This window comes from Nocardia flavorosea NBRC 108225, assembly GCF_001613385.1.
Taxonomy (GTDB): domain Bacteria; phylum Actinomycetota; class Actinomycetes; order Mycobacteriales; family Mycobacteriaceae; genus Nocardia; species Nocardia flavorosea.
In genome coordinates, this window is sequence record NZ_BDCG01000002.1 from 633,833 (window position 1) to 652,081 (window position 18,249).

The window sequence follows — 18,249 nt, forward strand, 5'->3', positions numbered from 1 at the left end:
CGGCCAGCGTCACCACCGTGTCCCGGTCGTCGCCTCGGAAATAGTTAGATGCGCATATCTACACTACTACAGTGTGATCACACGCCGGAAGAAACTCCGGCAGCGCTGTGCGCCGCAGGAGTTCCGGTCAGCTGTCGAACGCGTCCAGTAGACGTTCCGCGGCGAGCGCAGCGGTGAGCGCACCCGCCCGCACCTGCGCCTCCACCTCGCCGCGGATCGACTTCACGTTCGGATTGTCGGCCAGCCGGCGCAGAAGCTGATCGTGCACCATCGTCCACGTCCAGTCGACCTGCTGGCGGCGTCGCTTCTCAGCGAACTCCCCCGCCTCGGTGAGTACCCGGCGATGATCCAGCACGGTCTGCCAGAACTTGTCCAGTCCGGTGCCCTCGAGGCCGCTCATGGTGAGTACCGGCGGTTTCCAGAGCGCATCGTGCGGGTGGATGAGCCGCAGCGCACCGGACAGCTCCCGGGCCGCCCCCTTGGCCTCGATCTCGTGTTTACCGTCGGCCTTGTTCACCGCGACCAGATCGGCCAGTTCCAGCACACCCTTCTTGATGCCCTGCAACTGGTCACCGGTGCGGGCCAGGGTGAGGAAGCAGAACACGTCGACCATATTCGCCACCGTCACCTCGGACTGGCCGACGCCGACGGTTTCCACCAGGATCACGTCGTAACCGGCCGCCTCGAGCAGCACGATGGTCTCTCGGGTGGCCTTGGCGACCCCACCGAGCGTCCCGGCGGTCGGCGAGGGCCGGATGAAGGCGTTCGCCTCTACCGACAACCGCGCCATCCGGGTCTTGTCGCCGAGGATCGACCCGCCGGTGCGGGTGGACGAGGGATCCACCGCCAGCACGGCGACCCGGTGCCCCTCCTGGATCAGGCTCATTCCCAGCGCGTCGATGAAGGTGGATTTGCCCACCCCGGGCACGCCGGTGATCCCGACCCGATTCGACAGTGCGGCACCGGGTTCCGGAGTCAACTTCAACAAGAGCTGCTGGGCCAGCTCCCGATGATCGGTCCTAGTGGATTCGACCAGCGTGATCGCCCGGGCGAGGGCAGCCCGCTCACCGGAGCGGACTGCCTGCGCGAGCGCGTCGACGTCGATGGCGCGCGCGTTCATCCCTGGGTATTCGCCTCGGTACCGGTTGCGCCGGAACCGAGCTCGTGTCCGAGCGCGGCGCCGAGCTTACGCAGCAGGTCGATCGCGGCGTCCGCGATCACCGTGCCCGGCGGGAAGATCGCCGCGGCACCCGCCTCGTAGAGCTCGTCGAAGTCACCGGGCGGGATGACCCCGCCGACGATGACCATGATGTCGGGCCGGCCGACATCGGCCAGTGCCTGCCGCAGGGCGGGCACCAGCGTGAGGTGACCGGCCGCCAGCGAGGACACACCGACGCAGTGCACATCGTTGTCCGCGGCCTGGCGGGCCACCTCTTCGGGGGTCTGGAACAGCGGGCCCACATCGACGTCGAAGCCGAGATCGGCGAAGGCGGTGGCGATCACCTTCTGGCCGCGGTCGTGCCCGTCCTGACCCATCTTTGCGACCAGGATGCGGGGACGCCGCCCCTCGGCCTCGGCGAACTCCTCCACCAGATCCCCGGCGGTGGTGATGTTGGTGACTTTGCCGGCTTCGTCGCGATACACACCGGACAGGGTACGGATCTCGGCCTGATGCCGGCCGTAGACCTTCTCCAGAGCGTCGGAGATCTCGCCGACGGTCGCCTTCGCCCGCGCGGCGTCGATAGCGAGCGCCAGCAGGTTGTTCTCCATCCCGCCGTCGGACGATGCGGCGGCCCGGGACAGTTCGGCCAGCGCCCGCTCCACCGCGTCCTGGTCGCGATCGGCGCGCAGACTCCGCAACTTCTCGAGCTGTTCGGCCCGCACCCGCGAATTCTCGACCTTGAGGACCTCGACCTCGTGATCCTCGGCGACCTGGTATTTGTTGACCCCGATCACCGGCTGCTGGCCCGTATCGATACGGGCCTGGGTCCGGGCCGCGGCTTCCTCGATCCGCAGCTTCGGAATGCCCTCACCGATGGCCTGCGCCATCCCACCGTGCGCCTCCACCTCGGCGATATGCGCGCGAGCGCGTTCGGCGAGCTGATGGGTCAGCCATTCGACGTAATAGGAACCGCCCCACGGGTCGATCGGGCGAGTGGTGTTGGACTCCTGCTGGATGAGCAGCTGGGTGTTGCGCGCGATACGGGCCGAGAAATCGGTCGGCAGCGCGAGCGCCTCGTCGAGGGCGTTGGTGTGTAGCGACTGCGTGTGGCCCTGGGTCGCCGCCATCGCCTCGATACAGGTCCGCGCCACATTGTTGTAGGCATCCTGCGCGGTGAGCGACCAGCCCGAGGTCTGCGAATGGGTCCGCAGCGACAGCGATTTCGGATTCTTCGGCTCGAATTTCGCGACCAATTCGCTCCACAGCAACCGGCCCGCGCGCAGCTTGGCGACCTCCATGAAGAAATTCATGCCGATGGCCCAGAAGAACGACAGCCGGGGCGCGAACTTGTCGATCTCCATTCCGGCGTCGATTCCGGCCCGCAGGTATTCCACGCCGTCGGCGAGGGTGTAGGCGAGTTCGAGATCGGCGGTCGCACCGGCTTCCTGGATGTGGTAGCCGGAGATGGAGATGGAATTGAACTTCGGCATCTTCGCGCTGGTGTAGGCGAAGATATCGGAGATGATCCGCATCGACGGTTTCGGCGGATAGATGTAGGTGTTGCGGACCATGAACTCTTTCAGAATATCGTTCTGAATCGTTCCGGCCAGCTGTTCCGGCGCCACGCCCTGTTCCTCGGCCGCCACCACGTACAGCGCCAGGATCGGCAGTACCGCGCCGTTCATCGTCATCGAGACGCTGACCTGGTCGAGCGGGATCTGGTCGAAGAGCTGGCGCATATCCAGGATGGAATCGATGGCCACGCCCGCCATGCCGACATCGCCCTGCACCCGCGGATGGTCGGAGTCGTACCCGCGGTGGGTGGCCAGGTCGAACGCTACCGACAGACCCTTCTGACCGGCCTGCAGGTTACGGCGGTAGAAGGCATTGGAATCGGCCGCGGTGGAGAAACCCGCGTACTGGCGGACGGTCCACGGCTGGTTCACATACATCGTCGGATACGGTCCGCGCACGAACGGCGCGACACCGGGGACGCTGTCGAGCGGGAAACCTGCCGCGGCCACCGCGTCCCGATCGGCCTTGGTGAACACCGGTGGCACCTCGATCCCCTCGGGGGTCGACCACACGAGTTGTTCGGGGGCGTAGTTGTTCGCCGCGGCCGATTCCCGGACAAAGGCGTCACGTGCGCTGTCGTCGGCCGCGGCCGGGGTCAGCCCCGGCTCGGTGAGCGGCACATCGGCGAAACTGCCGACCACCTGTTCGATTCGCTGAGTCGTCATCAGGCTCCCACCTTCTCCAGCAGGGCGGTCAGGGCGGCGACCGCGTCGATCCGGGCCGCCAGGAACCCGTCCGGACGCCGGGCCTCCTCGATACCGGCCACGACCTTCTCCGGCCCGGCCAGCAGTACCGTTTCGACACCGGCGCTGCGTAGTTGTTCCACCGCGCCCGCGGCATCGGTGCCGTACCGCGCGTCGGTGCCGCAGAGTACCGCGATCTTCGCGCCGGATTCCTGTGCCGCCGCGGCGATCTCACCATCGGCCAGGGGGCCCGGGTTGACGGATTCGATCCCGCCCGAAGCCAGCAGGTTGGCGATGAAGGTGACCCGCACATTGTGCTCGGCCACCGTGCCCAGTGGCACCAGCAGGGCCTGCGGGCGGGTGCCGTGCGCCGCCAGATAGGTATCCGAACGATCGCGCAGCGCTTCGAACGCGGCGCCGTAGCGCTGTCCCGGTCCGGCCGTCAGAGCAGCCTCCGACAGCGGCGCCTCGGCCAGGTTCGGGAATTCGTTGACACCGGTGACGGCGGTACGGCGGTGGGCGATATCGCTTTCCCGCTGTGCTTTCGTCGCACCGATCCGGGTGCCGAGCAGGCCGGAATCCAGCGCCGCACGATAGCCGCCGGCGGCCTCGAGTTCCTGCACGAATTCCCAGGCGGCAGCAGCCAGATCGGCGGTGTACTGCTCGACGTACCACGAACCCGCACCGGGGTCGTGCACATGCCCGAGATGGGATTCCTCGAGCAGGAGCAGCTGGGTGTTACGGGCCATCCGCTCCGAGAAAGACGCCGAGACCCCGAGTTCACCGGCGGGCAGCGCGGAATCGAACGGCAGCACGGTGACGGTATCGGCGCCACCCACTCCGGCGCCGAAGGCGGCCAGGGTGGTGCGCAGCAGATTCACCCAGGGGTCGCGCCGGCTCATCATCGCGGCGGAGGTCACCGCATGCTGCGGAGCCGCGCCTTCCGACGGTGCGCCGAGCGCGTGGGCGACCCGCGCCCACAGGCGGCGCGCGGCGCGGAACTTGGCGATGGTGGCGAACTGGTCGTCGGTGGCGGCGAACCGGAACTCCACCTGGCGCAGCGCTTCGGCGACCGGCATCTCCCCGGACAGCACCCGCAGGTATTCGAGTCCGGCGGCAACAGCGGCACCGAGCTCCTGGGCGTCGGAAGCGCCGGCATCGTGGAAGGCGGTGCCGTCCACGGTGATCGCGCGAACGGTTTCGGATCGCCGGCCGGCGGTGACCGCCAGGGCCGTCGTCTCGGCCAGGCCGAGGTCCTCGGTACCGGCGAACGCGGCGGTGAGCGGGGCCGCGCCGAGCGAGATCCGGATCGCGGAGCGGTCGGGTGCCGAATACCGGTCGACCATTTCGTAGATGGCTTCGGCCGCTTCGGCGACGTCGGTGCCCGCCCGCAGGGCCAGTGGCGCCAGCTCGAACAGCAAGCCGTCGAGCGCGGCGGCCAGATCACCCACCGGTACGCCGTGCGCACCGGCGGTGAGTTCGACGGCGCTCGCGCCGTTCTCCAGACCAGCGGTCAGCTCCCGGTTCGCGGCGGCCGCGTCGGCGGCGGCGATACGGACGTTGACGAACCAGCCGCGATGGACATCGCGCGTGCCGTCGCCGCCGCGGACGAACGGGTAGGCGCCGGGCAGCGGCTGCTCGGGCAGTTCGTCCCGGCGTGTGTACAGCGGCGCGATATCCAGCCCGTCGTAGGTGGACTGGTTCAGCAGCTTTTCGGGTTCCGCACCGAGTTCGGCCGCATCGACCTTGCGGGTCTTGGCCAGCACACCCGCCACACCCTTGCGCCAGGCGGGATATTCGGGCACCGCGGACGAGGACGGATCAGCCCCGGCCGTGGGCTCTGCAGCAATCGGCATACCCTGTTCCCTCTTGTCGTTCCAGTACAAGCGCACCAACTACGTGCGCGGGTACCTTGGCATCCGCCCAGCTCAGCGAATACTTTGGTTAACGGGCATTCAGCCCGCCCCTCCGATGCTAGCCGGGACGCCCGAATCGAGCGCCCGGGGCCACCGCTACCAACGGGTAACCCCATCCGGCCGAGACGGCCCACTGAGCGGTCCGCTACTGTTCTCGGCCACTTCGGCCGATCCCACAACTCACGCCCCCGGAGACGGTGCGCAGCCACAGCGTCGGCACCGACTGCCGCAGTGCGGACAACACTGGGTAATCTCGCCCGGTGTCCCGCTTCCTCCGCGACCGCCGGCTGGTCCTCGTGCTCTGCCTCGCCGCGGTCGTCTGCGCGGCGGCGCTGCTCACCCCGTTACCCGACCCCCGCCAGATCCAGGAATGGGCCGAGAACGCCGGCCCCTGGTTCCCGGTGCTGTTCTTCGCGGCACATACGATGATCATCATCGCGCCGGTTCCCCGCACCGTGTTCACGGTGGCATCGGGACTGCTTTTCGGGCCGTTCCTCGGTCTCGGCGTAGCGGTCACCGCCTCACTGCTGAGTGCCGCGGCGGCCTTCCTCCTGGTTCGCGCATTCGGCCGGGACCGGGTTGCCCCCTATCTCGAACACCCCACGGTGCGGGTGATCGACGACCGCCTGCGCCGCCGCGGCTGGCTGGCTGTCGGTGCGCTGCGCCTGATCGCCTTCGCGCCGTTCTCGGTGGTGAACTATTCGTGCGCGCTGTCCTCCCTCCGAGTCTGGCCGTATGTGGGTGCCACACTCGTGGGCATCCTGCCCGGCACGGCCGCCACCGTGGTACTCGCCGACGCGCTGACCGGCGGCACGCATCCGGTCATGGTCGGGGTGTCGATCGCCTGTATCGCCGCCGGCTGCCTCGGTCTGATGATCGACCAGCGCTGGCGACCGGTCGTCAGCGGCCCGGCCACAATCCCGGGATCACCTCACGCCACGTCACCGGCCGCAACGCCGCACGATGATATCGTTGCCAACAGATAACCAGCCTCTTACCGGTTACCATTCACTCGCAGTCGGTTCACCGCGCAGTTCCTGCTCGCGACAGCCGGATAGCTCGCGGCCGGGCTGTCCCTTGCCCCCGGGCCGCACTACATTCTCGGCGACCGGCTGAGCCGGCCTCGGCCGCACGCAGTGTGCTCTTCAGCAGCGACCCACACCCTGCCGATACCTCCGCCACCCGCTCCCAGGAACGACGGATCATCGCCTCGTTCCGCACCGAGCGCGAAGTGGCCCGCTATATCGACGACCCGGCCGCGCACGGGGGCCACTACATCCCGGGCCGTTCCCCACAGCGGTAGCGACGCCTAGGACGCGGTGACCGCCGGAACGCCCGCGCGCACCGGACGGTCCTGGACTGCGACTGCTGCCACTCGAGCGACCGCGCAGCGGACAGGTTACTGCTGGTGCGGCGGCCGCGGCTGCTGGTGGTACTGCTGCGGAGGCATCCCCGGCTGCTGTGGTTGCACGCCGTACGCGGGGCCCGGCTGCGGCGGCATGACCGCCTGCGGCGGCTGCTGCCGCGGCGCGGGCTGCGGATCCGATTTCGCGGTGTTCACGGGCGCTGCCGTATCCACCGGTGTCCGCGCCACGGACTCGGCGGCGCGGACCGCACGTTCGACGGCCGGATCGGTACTGGTGTCGAACCAGTCCGCGACCTCGTCGGCGTCGTCGTCCAATTTTCCCGCGGTCTCGTCCTCGGCCGGGGGCTCGTACCGGAAGACACCGTCCTCGCCCTTGGTGGCGAAGTTCTTGGCGAACCCCTCCAGGGCCTTCCCGAAATCGCTCGGCACCAGCCACACCTTGTTCGCATCGCCCCGGGCGACCATGGGCAGCGTCTGCATGTACTGATAGGCCAGCAACTCGGGTGTCGGTTTGCCGGATTTGATCGCGGCGAAGACCTTCTCGATCGCCTTGGCCTGCCCCTGCGCCTGCAGATAGGAGGCAGCCCGCTCACCCTGGGCCCGCAGGATACGGCTCTGCCGCTCACCCTCGGCGGACAAGATCGCCGACTGCTTGGCACCTTCGGCGGACAGGATCTGCGACTGCTTGGCACCCTCGGCAGTTTTGATCTGCGATTCCCGGTTGCCCTCGGCGGTCAGGATCATGGCCCGCTTCTCCCGGTCCGCCTTCATCTGCTTCTCCATCGACTCCTGGATCGACGGCGGCGGATCGATGGCTTTGAGCTCCACCCGGGCCACCCGCAGACCCCAGCGCCCGGTCGCTTCGTCGAGCACCCCGCGCAGCTGGCTGTTGATCTGGTCGCGGGAGGTCAGCGTCTCCTCCAGGGTCATCCCGCCGACCACATTGCGCAGTGTGGTGACGGTGAGCTGTTCGACCGCGGCAATGTAGTTGGAGATCTCGTAGACCGCCGCCTGCGGCTGCATGACCTGGAAATACACCACCGAGTCGATCTGCAGGGTGAGGTTGTCCTGGGTGATCACGGGTTGCGGCGGGAAGGACACCACGCGTTCGCGCAGGTCGACCTTGGCACGGATCCGGTCGACGAACGGCACCAGGAACGTCAGCTGTCCCGACGCCGTCCGCGAATACCGGCCGAGTCGTTCGATCACCGCGGCCTCGGCCTGCGGCACCAGCGCGATCGACTTGAAAACCACCACCGCCGCCAGCACCACCAGTGCGGCAACGAGTATCAATGCAGCCATTTACGGGCCCTTCCAGACGACCGCGGTCGCCCCGTCGATCTTCATTACGTATACGGTCGCGCCCTCCGGGTATTCCTCCCCCGGATCCAGGGACCGGGCGCTCCACACCTCGCCGCTCAGTTTCACCCGGCCGTCGTGTTCACCGACCGGTTCCAGCACCAGCGCGGTCTTACCGGTCAGGGCGTCCACATTGGTCGGTGTCGGGGGTGGGGTTCCGAAGCGCCGCAACAGCGCCGGCCGGACACCGAGCAGCAGCACCACCGCCGAGACCGCGAAGACCACCGCGTCCACGACGACGGGGGCATCGGTCAGGAAGCTCACCCCCGCGGTCAGCAACGCGGCGGAACCGAGCATCAGTAACGTCAGTTCACCGATGAACATCTCGGCGGCCGCCAGCAACACACCGGCGACCAGCCAGACAATAGCAGCCACGCCGTCCAGCCTAGTGGGATATTGCCCCGCAGGGGGCCCGGACGGCGACACCCTGTCCCGGCAGCCGCCGCAGAAACCGCCGATACGCTACTTTCGGGCCGGTGAGCGATCGATACGGCGATATCTTTTCCGGCCATCCACGCACCGCGAAACGCACCGTTGCCCGGGTCGTGGCCGAACACGACCTCGTGGTGGAGGACGCGGCCAGTGGTTTCTGCGGCGCGGTGGTGGGGTTCGACCGCACCTACGACGGCGATTTCGTGAAACTGGCGGACGCCCGCGGCGCGGTACGCCTTTTCGCGATGCGCGAAGCGGCTTTCCTCATCGACGGCACACCCGTGACATTGCTGCGGCCGGCGAAATCGGCACCCGCGAAACCCGCCCGTTCGGCCTCCGGCTCGACCCGGGTCGACGGTTTGCGGGCGAAAGTCGCTGCCCCGAGCCGTATCTGGGTGGAAGGTGTGCACGATGCCGCCTTGGTGGAGCGCGTCTGGGGGCACGACCTCCGGGTCGAGGGGGTGGTGGTGGAGCATTTGGAAGGACTGGACAATCTCGCTGCCCGCCTGGCCGAATTCGGTCCCGGCCCCGGAAAACGTGTCGGTGTGCTCGTGGACCATCTGGTGACGGGGTCGAAGGAAACGCATCTCACCACCGGGCTCGGTGAATTCGTACTCGTCACCGGGCATCCTTTCGTGGACATCTGGCAAGCGGTGAAACCGGCGGCCGTCGGAATACCGGAATGGCCGCGCGTCCCACGCGGTGAAGACTGGAAAACCGGTGTCTGTAGCCGACTGGGCTGGGGCACACCGCAGGACGGCTGGCGGCGGGTGTATTCGGCGGTGGATTCATTCCGGGATCTGGAGGCGCCGCTACTCGGCGCGGTGGAACGGCTGATCGATTTCGTGACCGAACCAGGGCAACAATTCTAACGCGTGCCGACAGCCTGCGCAGACGCTGCCCGCCGACTGCCGCCACCCTTTATGCTCGATGATTATGTGCTCTCCCAGTGCCACCCTCACGCTGTGGGCCGGTTCGTGGCTCGCGGGTCGCAGCGCGCCCGACGACGTTCTCGAGGCATTGCACGCCTGGGCCCCGCGGCACACGCTGTCCGCCGGTGATCCGGTGACCGGTGGGCGCACCGACCTGCCCTGGACCGCACTCGGGGAGACTGCCACGACAGCGGTTATGCCGTTGCTCAAGATGATTCGGCAGGCTCTGTCGGCCCCCGGCGCGGAGCTGCGGCTGGTGCTGCCGGTACCCGGCGATGTCCGCGGGCTGCCGGTGGGGACTGCGTTCGCCACCGATGCGATCGAGGCGGGTGAGGGAATTCTCATCGGAGTTCCGGGCACGGAGGGCACCGGCCTCATCCCGTATCACGAGGACGATTCGACGCTGCAGTGGACGGTCTACGCCGTTCCGATGCCACCGGCCGCGGGCCCCGAGATGTCGCTGGGTGAGGCCGAGTACGCCATGCGCGAAGCCGTGCGGGATGCCGCCGACGCGCTCATGCAGCTGCATACCACCGGTCTCGGCGGCGGCGATGCGGATCCGCGCGAACTCATCGAGGCCGAACTGGCCGACTACTCCCGTCACACCTACCCCGATTACGTACCGCTGCGGGCAAAACGCATCCTCGACACTGCCGACCATGTGGCGGCGATCCTCACCGTCGCCCAGCGCGAGCCCGCCTCCGCACCGACCTCGGCCACCGCTGCCACCACCCACGAATCCCTGCTCCGTCCCCTGTGGGATGCCCTTCGCGCCGCCCGCCTCGTCGCCGTGCACACGGCGGCTCCCCAGTCACGCTGAGCCGGGCTCGTTACGGTCGGGCCTGCGGATCGTCGCCGGCCGCTCCGGTGTCCCAGGCCGACTCGTCCACGGAGGGTGCTCCGATCATCGCCGGTCCCTTGCGGGGCGCACCTCCCGACCAGCGACCGGCACGACGACCGTCTCCCCGCCGGACGTGACGGAACAGACCAACGGCCTCGCCGCCGGGTGCGGCGCACCGACCACCACCGGTCCGTCCTGATCGCGGCAGGTTCGCAGACAGGTCACCTCCACTCGCACCACCGCCGGCGGCCGCGGCGCCGCCGGACCCCGGATATCACAGACCGGGATCCCCGCCCCTCCGGCCGAGAGACCGAGCGATCACCACGTGCCGGTCATCGTGAACTGCGGGGTGTGGCCGCAGCGATCCGCCGGCCGGCCCGTCACAGGTCTGCGGTTGCCGCCGGAAGGCGCCGGCCCGGGCTTCGAGAGCGACGATGCGGTGGTACACCGGCGACGCGCTGCACCACCGCTGTGGTGTGTCCGGGATCAGTCCTGCCGGCGACCGCTGGGTCGCCGCACCGGTTCGCAACAGCCGACGGCACACAGCGCGCCGTCGACCGTGCACCCGTAGCCGGGGACCTCACCGAGACGCCGCGGCGGCGTTGCGCGCAGGTGCTCGGCCACCAACTCGACGATCAGCTCGGCGAATCGATCGTCGGTACCCGGAGTCGCCGCGCGGGCGAAGGCGATCCCGAGTTCGGCGGCCTTCGTGGCGGCTTCGTTGTCGAGATCCCAGATCACTTCGAGGTGATCGGAGACGAAACCCACCGGGCAGACGATCACGGCGTCGAACCCCTTGTCCGGCAAGGCTTCCAGATGGTCGACGATATCGGGTTCGAGCCATGGAACCTGCGGTGGTCCCGAACGCGACTGCCACACAACGTCGTAATCGCCGAAACCCGTTGCGGTGGCACATAACCGAGCAGCCTCGGCCACCTGCCGACTGTAGAGATTACCGCCGCCGGCGGGCGGCCCCGCCGCATTGTCGGCGGCGATCGGCACCGAATGCGCGGTGAACACCAGCCTGGCGTTCTCGGCCCGTCCGGCCGGAAGTGTCTCCCGCGCAGCGTGTATCGCGTCCGCGAAGGCCGCGATCAACAGTGGGTGATCGAAATAGTGGCGGAGCTTCATCAGCTCCGGCGCCTCCGGACCCACCGCTGCCCGGGCCCTGGTGATGTCCTCGTCGTACTGCCGGCACCCCGAGTACCCACCCCAGGCCGAGGTCGGGAACACCAGGGCCGAACGCACCCCGTCGGCGGCCATCTGCGCCAGCGTGTCCTCGACCATCGGGTGCCAGTTCCGGTTGCCGAAGTACACAGGCAGATCGAATCCGGTGCGCGCCCGCCTCGCCTCCACCGCGGTGATGATCGCGCGGTTGCAGGCATTGATCGGCGATACCCCGCCGAAATGCAGATAATGCTCGGCGACCTCGGTCAGGCGGTCGGGTGGGACGCCGCGACCGCGGGTGACGTTCTCCAGAAACGGCAGCACATCCTCGGGCCCCTCGGGTCCACCGAAGGACAGCAGCAGCAGTGCGTCGGCCGCGCGGGCCACGGCGCCTCCTTACCAGGTCCGGTGATCAGTCCAGCGGCATGTTCTCGGGGAACCAGGTGTTGTGGCTGGCCCCGCCGTCGACGTAGACAATCGATCCGGTGGTCGCGGGCAGCCAATCCGACAGCAGCGCCACGATCGATTTGCCGACCACTTCGGCACCGCCGTCCCAGCCGATCGGGGACGCGCCGTCCCAGTAGGTATCCAGCTGTTTGAGCTGTTTCGCGTCATCGGTCGCGGTCCCTGCGATCGCTTTGGCGGCAAGGGTTTTCACCGGGCCGGCGGCGATCAGATTGGACCGGATCTGCTTCGCGTAGCCGACCTCACGCGCCACGTACCGGTTCACCGATTCCAGCGCGGCCTTGGCCACACCCATCCAGTTGTAGTACGGCATGGCGGTACGAGGATCGAAATCCATGCCGACGATCGATCCGCGCTCGTTCATCACCGGCAGTACCGCCCGCGCCAGTGCCGCATAGCTCCACGCCGAGATCTCGAAGGATTTCGCCGCATCCGCGCTCGGCCCCTCCAGGAACGGCACGGCATCCGGGCCCATCAGCGTCTTCGGGGCGAAGGCGATCGAATGCAGGACACCGTCGATCCCCTCGGGCGCGAGACGGCGAAGCTCCTCGGGCAGTTTGTCCAGATCTTCCTGGTTGGTGACGTCGAGCCCGATGGCCGGCGGCACCTCCTCGGGCAGCCGCTTGGCGATCCGGTCGATCAACCGCAGGCGTTCGGTGAGGCCGGTGATGATCACCCGGGCCCCTTCCTTCTGCGCGATCGCCGCCGCGTGGAATGCGATCGAGGCATCGGTGATGATGCCGGTGACGAGGATCGTCTTGCCTTCGAGCAATCCGCCCATGAGTTCTCGGTTCTCCCTGATGTGTGGTGTTGTGGATCGCGTTCGACCGGCCACGCCGACGGTGTTCACCGAACTGTCGGCGCGGCTGTCGAGATGTGCTCGGTGACCTACGGGCGGGTCAGTGCCCCATGCCCATACCACCGTCGACCGGGATCACCGCGCCGGAGACGTAAGCAGAATCCGGCGACGCGAGGAAGCTGACCACGGCCGCGACATCCTCGGGCTTACCGACTCGCTGGAGCGGGATGAACTTCTCGGCCATATCCCGCATCTCCTGCGGCAAGTCCTTGGTCATATCGGTCTCGATGAAACCGGGTGCGACGACATTGGCGGTGATCGACCGAGAACCGAGCTCACGGGTGATCGAACGCGCCAGCCCGACAACGCCGGCCTTCGAGGCGGCGTAGTTGATCTGCCCGGCTTGGCCCGCGAGGCCCACCACCGAGCCGAGGAAGATCATCCGGCCCCACCGGGCGCGCAGCATGGCCCGATTGGCCCGCTTGGCGCACCGGAACGCGCCGGCCAGGTTCGCATCGACCACCGTGGTGAACTGCTCTTCGGTCATTCGCATGAGCAGCGTGTCGTCGGTGATGCCCGCATTGGCGACCAGTACTTCCACCGGCCCCTGTGCAGCCTCGACCTCGGAAAACGCCCGATCCACCGATTCACTGTCGGTGACATCGCATTTCACTCCGAACAGGCCCTCGGGTGCACCCGAACCGCGATGGGTGACGGCCACCTTGTGGCCGTCGGCGTGCAGGCGCTGCGCCACCGCGAGCCCGATCCCGCGGTTGCCGCCGGTCACCAGAACCGAGCGTGCTGTGAAGTTCGACATGGGGACAAACCTACCTGGCGGCACCGGTAGCACTCGCATGGGACGTCCACCCATATTTCGCCGGTGTACTTGTGCGTCTCGGACAAAACCGGGGGGTACACCGACGGGCCGGGTCCGATATCGGACCCGGCCCGTCTGTCGCGTGGTCACCGGCCCGCAGGAAGCGCCGGTGGATACGGTTACGGCAGCCGCTGCCGCAGCAGCAGGGCCACCACGACACCGGCGAGGGTCGCCAGCAGGCCGAGCAGCCACCAGGGACGGCTCGCGTCACCCCGGGTGATCTCGTAGCCGATCTGCTCTTCGAGGGTGTCGTAGACGCCGGAGAGCTCCTCCAGGCTGGAGGCCGTATAGAACTCTCCGCCGGACAGTTGCGCGATTTCCTGCATCGCCTCGTCGTCCACCGGAACCTCCACCTGATCGGTGCCTCCGTCGTCGCGCGGGATCTCGACCACACCCCACTGCGTACCGAACGAAATCGTCGACACCGGGATCTTCTTGGTCTTGGCCAGCCGGGCTGCCACGAATTCGTGGCGCGGATTGTCGAAATCCTCGAAATCCGGAACGGTCTGTTTACCGTCGGACATCAGCACGATCCGGGCCGGCGGCGGTGTCTCCGACCCGCCCAGGACCGAGGCCAGGGTTTCGATCGACTGCAGGGCGGTGAAGATCCCCTCACCCGTGGCCGTGCGTTCGGCGAGGCGGATGTTGTCGATAGCGGCCTTCACCGAACCGCGGTCGGTGGTGGGCGAGACGAGTACCGAGGCGGTCCCCGCATAGGTCACCAGGCCCAGGTTGATCCCCGGGGTGAGACCTTCGGCGAAATCCTTGGCCGCCTGCTGGGCGACCTCGAGCCGGCTCGGTGAAACATCGGTGGCTTCCATCGACAGCGAGACGTCCATGACGAGGACGACGGTGGCCCGGTTCCGGGGCACCTTCTGCTCGGCGGTCGGCCCGGCGGCGCCGATGGTGGAGAACACCATGCCGACGATCACCAGGATGATCGGGATATGCCGCCAGAAAGCCGGCCGGTTCGGCGCCACCTTCTCGAGCTGCTCCATATTGCTGAATCGCAGCATATGGCGGTGTTTACTACGCTGGACCAGCAGATATGCCAGCGCGAGCAGCAGGATGACGGCAAGGAACCCGAGCCAGATCGGGGCGGCGAAGTTCGAAATACTCACTGGCGTGGCACCCGCGAAGTCGAGGCGCCGAGGCTGTGGCGCCGAGTGGAGACGAACCGGACCACATCGGCGATCCAGTCCCGGTCGGTCTGCAAGGTCATCACGGGGGCGCCGCAGCTGCGCAGGGTCTGCTCGACCTCCGCCCGATGCCGCTGCGCGGCCGCCGCATAGTCGGCACGCAGCTGGGGCGTCACGCTGAACTCGCGGGTCCGCCCGGTCTCCGGATCGTGCAGGACGACGTCACCCATATCGGGCAAAGCCATATCGCGCGGATCGAGCACCTCCACGGCCAGCAGCTCATGCCGCGCGGAGATGGCGCGCAACGACCGCTGCCAGGTGATATCCCCGAGGAAATCGCTGATCACCACGGCGAGTCCGCGTTTGCGCTGCGGACGGCGCAGCGATTCGATGGCGCCGTGCAGATCACCGCGTACCCCGTCGCGCGGATGCGGTGTGGTGGCGATACTGCGGAGCAGCGATTGCGCATGCACCCGGCCGCTGCGCGCCGGAATCCGCCGCAGCTGCTCACCGGTTGCCACCACGGCGCCGACACGGTTGCCGCCACCCATCGTCAAATGGGTGATCGCGGCCGCGGCGGCGACCACGAGATCGCGTTTCTGGCAGGCGCCGGTGCCGAAGTCCAGGCTGGCGGACAGATCCACCACCATCCAGGTTTCCAGTTCACGGTCGGCGATCATCTGCCGGACATGTGGGTGGGTGGTGCGGGCGGTGACCGACCAGTCCATCTGCCGGACATCGTCACCCGGCTGATAGGCGCGTGCCTCACCCGGTTCCGAACCGGGACCCGGGATCAGGCCGAGATGATCGCCGTGCAGTACGCCGTCCAATCGGCGGCGCACCGTGAGCTCCAGGGTTTTCAGGGCGGCCGCCAGATGTGGATCGGTCAGCTCGCCCGACCGGAACGAGGGGGGCGCGTGTTCTGCCATGGGCATGCGGGCACGGGGGTCCGGCCGGGTCACTGGGGCTGGTTCGCGCCGGCGGTCTGCGGCATCTGGGGCGCCTGCTGCGGCGGAACGGGCGGCCGGCCGTTGCCGTTCTCGGCGGCGGACGGCGCACCGGGCGCCACCGCCTGCGGTGCCACCTGCGGCAGGCCGACGGTCTGCAGCACCCGCTGGATCACATCCTCGGGGCTGATCTCGTCGGCGAGCGCATCGTAGGAGAGCACCAGGCGATGCCGGAGCACATCCGGGATGACCTCGAGGACATCCTGGGGAACCACGTAGTCGCGACCGCGGATCAGCGCGACCGCGCGGGCCGCGGCGATGATGCCGAGGCTGGCACGGGGGGAGGCGCCGTAGGAGATCCAGTTCGCCACATCGTGCATACCGAATTCGGCCGGGACACGGGTGGCCGAGATCACCCGGACCACATAATCCACCAGCGCATGGTGCACAAAGGTGTTCGCGGCGAGTTTCTGCAAACGCAGCAACTCCGCCGGCTCCAGGATCTGCCCCGGCTCCGGCGGCGCGACACCCATCCGGTAGATGATCTCACGTTCCTCCTCGACGGAAGGGTAGTCGACAACGATCTTGAACAAGAAGCGGTCACGCTGCGCTTCCGGCAGCGGGTACACGCCTTCGCTTTCGATCGGGTTCTGGGTGGCCATCACCAGGAAGGGATCGGGCATCGGGTAGGTCTTACCGCCGATCGACACATGCCGTTCGGCCATCACCTCGAGCAGCGCCGACTGCACCTTCGCGGGGGCGCGGTTGATCTCGTCGGCCAGTACGAAGTTGGCGACGACGGGGCCCAGTTCGGTATCGAACTCTTCCCGGCCCTGGCGGTAGATACGGGTACCGACGAGGTCGGTGGGCACCAGGTCGGGGGTGAACTGGACGCGCGAGAACGACCCGCCGACCACCTTGGCGAAGGTTTCCACCGCCAGCGTCTTGGCGATACCGGGCACGCCTTCCAGCAGCACATGACCGCGGGCGAGCACCCCGACCAGCAGCCGCTCGACCAGCCGATCCTGACCGACGATTACCCGCTTGACCTCGTAGATCGCTTTTTCCAGGGTCTGGACGTCGCGTTCGAGGGTGCTCGAAGCAGGCGCCGGCGGTTCTTTCGCCAAATCCGCCCCTTTGACACCGTCCGTCGAAGTCACCAACATCCCCGCTTTCGCCTCGGTCCTGTGCGTGCTGTCACAACTATTCCAGGTGATGACCGTATCCGCCGCAACCGGCTCCACTGTCGCGGATTTCGCCGCCTTCACCTGCGGTCGCCGGTCCGGCGGATGGTGTCCACCCGGTGGCCGCGGCCACCGGCATCGCCCGTCGCCCTCGACCATACGTACCGATAAGGCATGATGCCCGCCGCAGCGGCCGCCGAAACCTGCACAATTGCACCGGACGGCGGTACGCGCGGACGCCGGGAGCGAACCAGACGGTCCGCAGGCATCAGCTCGGTGCCCACACAAACCGGTACAGCGCCACGGAGGCGCGGCAACTCGTCGATCACCGCATCCGCCGGACCCCGATACCCCGACAGGCGTAGGCGGCGGTCACAGAGACGGCGACGTACACTCACGGCCCGGACGCGAATCCGCGAACCAGAGAACGACCGGCTCCACGCGCAACCACACGCTTTCGCTCGGGTCGTCGAGCCGATAACGCCGCCGAACGGCTTTCCAGGGTGCCCGCGAACCCGGTCATGCAGTGCCGGAGAGGGCGGCGCGGCGCCGGGCCCGCCTCCGACCGAAACAGCACTGCGGGCACGTGCCGCGACAGGCGAAGTACCTATCGGGAGGCCGGCTCGCGCACGGCTTCTTCGGCGAAACCGGAAGGGACCTCGGAGTCTTCCGCGGGTGCCGGCGCGTCGGGTGCCGGCGCGGTATCCGCTGCCGTCGTATCGTCGCGGCGGCGTGCCTTGACCCAGTACAACCCGCCGATCACCAGAACGAGGCCGGCCAGCAGCACCGAGGTGATCTCGGTCCAGCTCACCGTCGGGGTCTGCGCGAGGCGGTGCACCAGGATCTGCGCCGCCTCCTCGCTGTCACCGCCTTTGAACTTCGCGGTGTCCTCGGCCCATTCGAGCCGGACGCGGCTGATCGAATCGCTGGTGGTGCCGATCCAGTCGTCGCTGAAGACCGCGACCGTGCCGTGCTGGAATCCGGCGACCTCGGTCGCCAGGTCCCGCAGTTCCGAATCGTGGCCGGGGTTGCCGTGCATCACCACGATGCTCAGGTCGATGCCGTGCGCCCGCGCATCGGCCACGATTGCGGCCAGTTCGCTCTGGTCGTCTCCGTCGGGTGTGGACACCCCGTTGCCGGCGAGATCGGCCCGGACTTCCGCCAGAGTGTCCGTGTCGAATTCGTCCGGCAGTTTGGTGGCCCTGTGGGAGAAGGCCGAAGTGTGGGTGACGGTCATCTTCCATCCGGTCTTGGTCGAGGCCGCATCGTAGGACGAGGCGACAGGGGTCGCGAGCACTGGGCACGAATTCCGGGAGTACCCGACGGCACGCCCCGGCAATCCGGTCCAGCTCGAGAGCAGATTACGCGACACCCGCACGGTCGGTGCACACCCGCCACGCCGAAC

The 18,249-nt window shown here is 67.9% G+C and carries 16 protein-coding genes; 4 read left to right on the top strand and 12 right to left on the bottom strand.

The window, feature by feature from the left end:
- Positions 1-127: 127 nt before the first annotated feature.
- Genes meaB through NFL01S_RS03085 form a run of 3 tightly spaced genes read right to left on the bottom strand, consistent with a single transcriptional unit; the run spans position 128 to position 5,276 of the window.
- Complete coding sequence (meaB, locus tag NFL01S_RS03075) at positions 128-1,120, bottom strand: methylmalonyl Co-A mutase-associated GTPase MeaB (RefSeq protein ID WP_062971120.1); 993 nt, start codon at positions 1,118-1,120, stop codon at positions 128-130.
- Positions 1,117-3,402 carry a methylmalonyl-CoA mutase gene (gene scpA, locus NFL01S_RS03080; protein WP_062971122.1) on the bottom strand — a complete coding sequence of 762 codons (2,286 nt, stop codon included), beginning with the start codon at positions 3,400-3,402 and terminating at the stop codon, positions 1,117-1,119. The genes meaB and scpA overlap by 4 nt, the downstream gene beginning before the upstream one ends.
- Positions 3,402-5,276: a methylmalonyl-CoA mutase family protein gene (locus tag NFL01S_RS03085; protein WP_084492349.1), complete on the bottom strand. Its 1,875-nt coding sequence runs from the start codon at positions 5,274-5,276 to the stop codon at positions 3,402-3,404. The genes scpA and NFL01S_RS03085 overlap by 1 nt, the downstream gene beginning before the upstream one ends.
- 320 nt (positions 5,277-5,596) lie before the next feature.
- Here NFL01S_RS03085 and NFL01S_RS03090 point away from each other — a divergent pair, with 320 nt between their 5' ends.
- Positions 5,597-6,322, top strand: a complete 726-nt coding sequence (locus tag NFL01S_RS03090) for a TVP38/TMEM64 family protein (RefSeq protein ID WP_062971123.1) — start codon at positions 5,597-5,599, stop codon at positions 6,320-6,322.
- 152 nt (positions 6,323-6,474) lie between these two features.
- The gene (locus tag NFL01S_RS35180; protein WP_157116185.1) at positions 6,475-6,639 is read left to right on the top strand and encodes a hypothetical protein; all 165 of its coding nucleotides are present in this window, start codon (positions 6,475-6,477) and stop codon (positions 6,637-6,639) included.
- A 96-nt stretch (positions 6,640-6,735) separates the two neighbouring features.
- Here the strand turns inward: NFL01S_RS35180 and NFL01S_RS03095 are convergent, their stop codons facing one another.
- Complete coding sequence (locus NFL01S_RS03095) at positions 6,736-8,004, bottom strand: SPFH domain-containing protein (RefSeq protein WP_062971125.1); 1,269 nt, start codon at positions 8,002-8,004, stop codon at positions 6,736-6,738.
- The gene (locus tag NFL01S_RS03100) at positions 8,005-8,436 is read right to left on the bottom strand and encodes an NfeD family protein (RefSeq protein ID WP_062971127.1); all 432 of its coding nucleotides are present in this window, start codon (positions 8,434-8,436) and stop codon (positions 8,005-8,007) included.
- 101 nt (positions 8,437-8,537) lie between these two features.
- On the opposite strand from NFL01S_RS03100, the gene NFL01S_RS03105 reads away from it, so the two are divergent.
- Together NFL01S_RS03105 and NFL01S_RS03110 are read left to right on the top strand one after the other, a co-directional pair.
- The gene (locus NFL01S_RS03105) at positions 8,538-9,365 is read left to right on the top strand and encodes a DUF3097 domain-containing protein (protein ID WP_062971129.1); all 828 of its coding nucleotides are present in this window, start codon (positions 8,538-8,540) and stop codon (positions 9,363-9,365) included.
- Positions 9,366-9,429: 64 nt separating this feature from the next.
- On the top strand, positions 9,430-10,245 hold the full coding sequence (locus NFL01S_RS03110) for an Rv1486c family protein (RefSeq protein WP_062971131.1): 816 nt from the start codon (positions 9,430-9,432) through the stop codon (positions 10,243-10,245).
- A 507-nt stretch (positions 10,246-10,752) separates the two neighbouring features.
- Here the strand turns inward: NFL01S_RS03110 and NFL01S_RS03115 are convergent.
- The 7 genes from NFL01S_RS03115 to NFL01S_RS03145 all read right to left on the bottom strand — a co-directional run bounded on the left by NFL01S_RS03115 (position 10,753) and on the right by NFL01S_RS03145 (position 18,141).
- Positions 10,753-11,820, bottom strand: coding sequence for a ferrochelatase (locus NFL01S_RS03115; protein WP_062971132.1), 1,068 nt, complete (start codon positions 11,818-11,820; stop codon positions 10,753-10,755).
- 25 nt (positions 11,821-11,845) lie between these two features.
- Positions 11,846-12,679 carry an NADH-dependent enoyl-ACP reductase InhA gene (inhA, locus tag NFL01S_RS03120; RefSeq protein ID WP_062971133.1) on the bottom strand — a complete coding sequence of 278 codons (834 nt, stop codon included), beginning with the start codon at positions 12,677-12,679 and terminating at the stop codon, positions 11,846-11,848.
- A gap of 118 nt (positions 12,680-12,797) precedes the next feature.
- On the bottom strand, positions 12,798-13,514 hold the full coding sequence (fabG1, locus tag NFL01S_RS03125) for a 3-oxoacyl-ACP reductase FabG1 (RefSeq protein WP_062971134.1): 717 nt from the start codon (positions 13,512-13,514) through the stop codon (positions 12,798-12,800).
- Between the two features lie 179 nt (positions 13,515-13,693).
- On the bottom strand, positions 13,694-14,695 hold the full coding sequence (locus NFL01S_RS03130) for a VWA domain-containing protein (protein WP_062971135.1): 1,002 nt from the start codon (positions 14,693-14,695) through the stop codon (positions 13,694-13,696).
- The gene (locus NFL01S_RS03135) at positions 14,692-15,648 is read right to left on the bottom strand and encodes a DUF58 domain-containing protein (protein WP_062971136.1); all 957 of its coding nucleotides are present in this window, start codon (positions 15,646-15,648) and stop codon (positions 14,692-14,694) included. Before NFL01S_RS03135 ends, NFL01S_RS03130 begins: the two co-directional genes overlap by 4 nt.
- Before the next feature lie 23 nt (positions 15,649-15,671).
- Positions 15,672-16,826 (bottom strand): chaperone MoxR1, encoded by a 1,155-nt coding sequence (moxR1, locus tag NFL01S_RS03140; protein WP_084492350.1) that lies wholly within the window; start codon positions 16,824-16,826, stop codon positions 15,672-15,674.
- A gap of 625 nt (positions 16,827-17,451) precedes the next feature.
- Entirely contained in the window at positions 17,452-18,141 is a 690-nt protein-coding gene (locus NFL01S_RS03145) for an Rv1476 family membrane protein (RefSeq protein ID WP_245670485.1), read from the bottom strand.
- Positions 18,142-18,249: the final 108 nt, after the last annotated feature.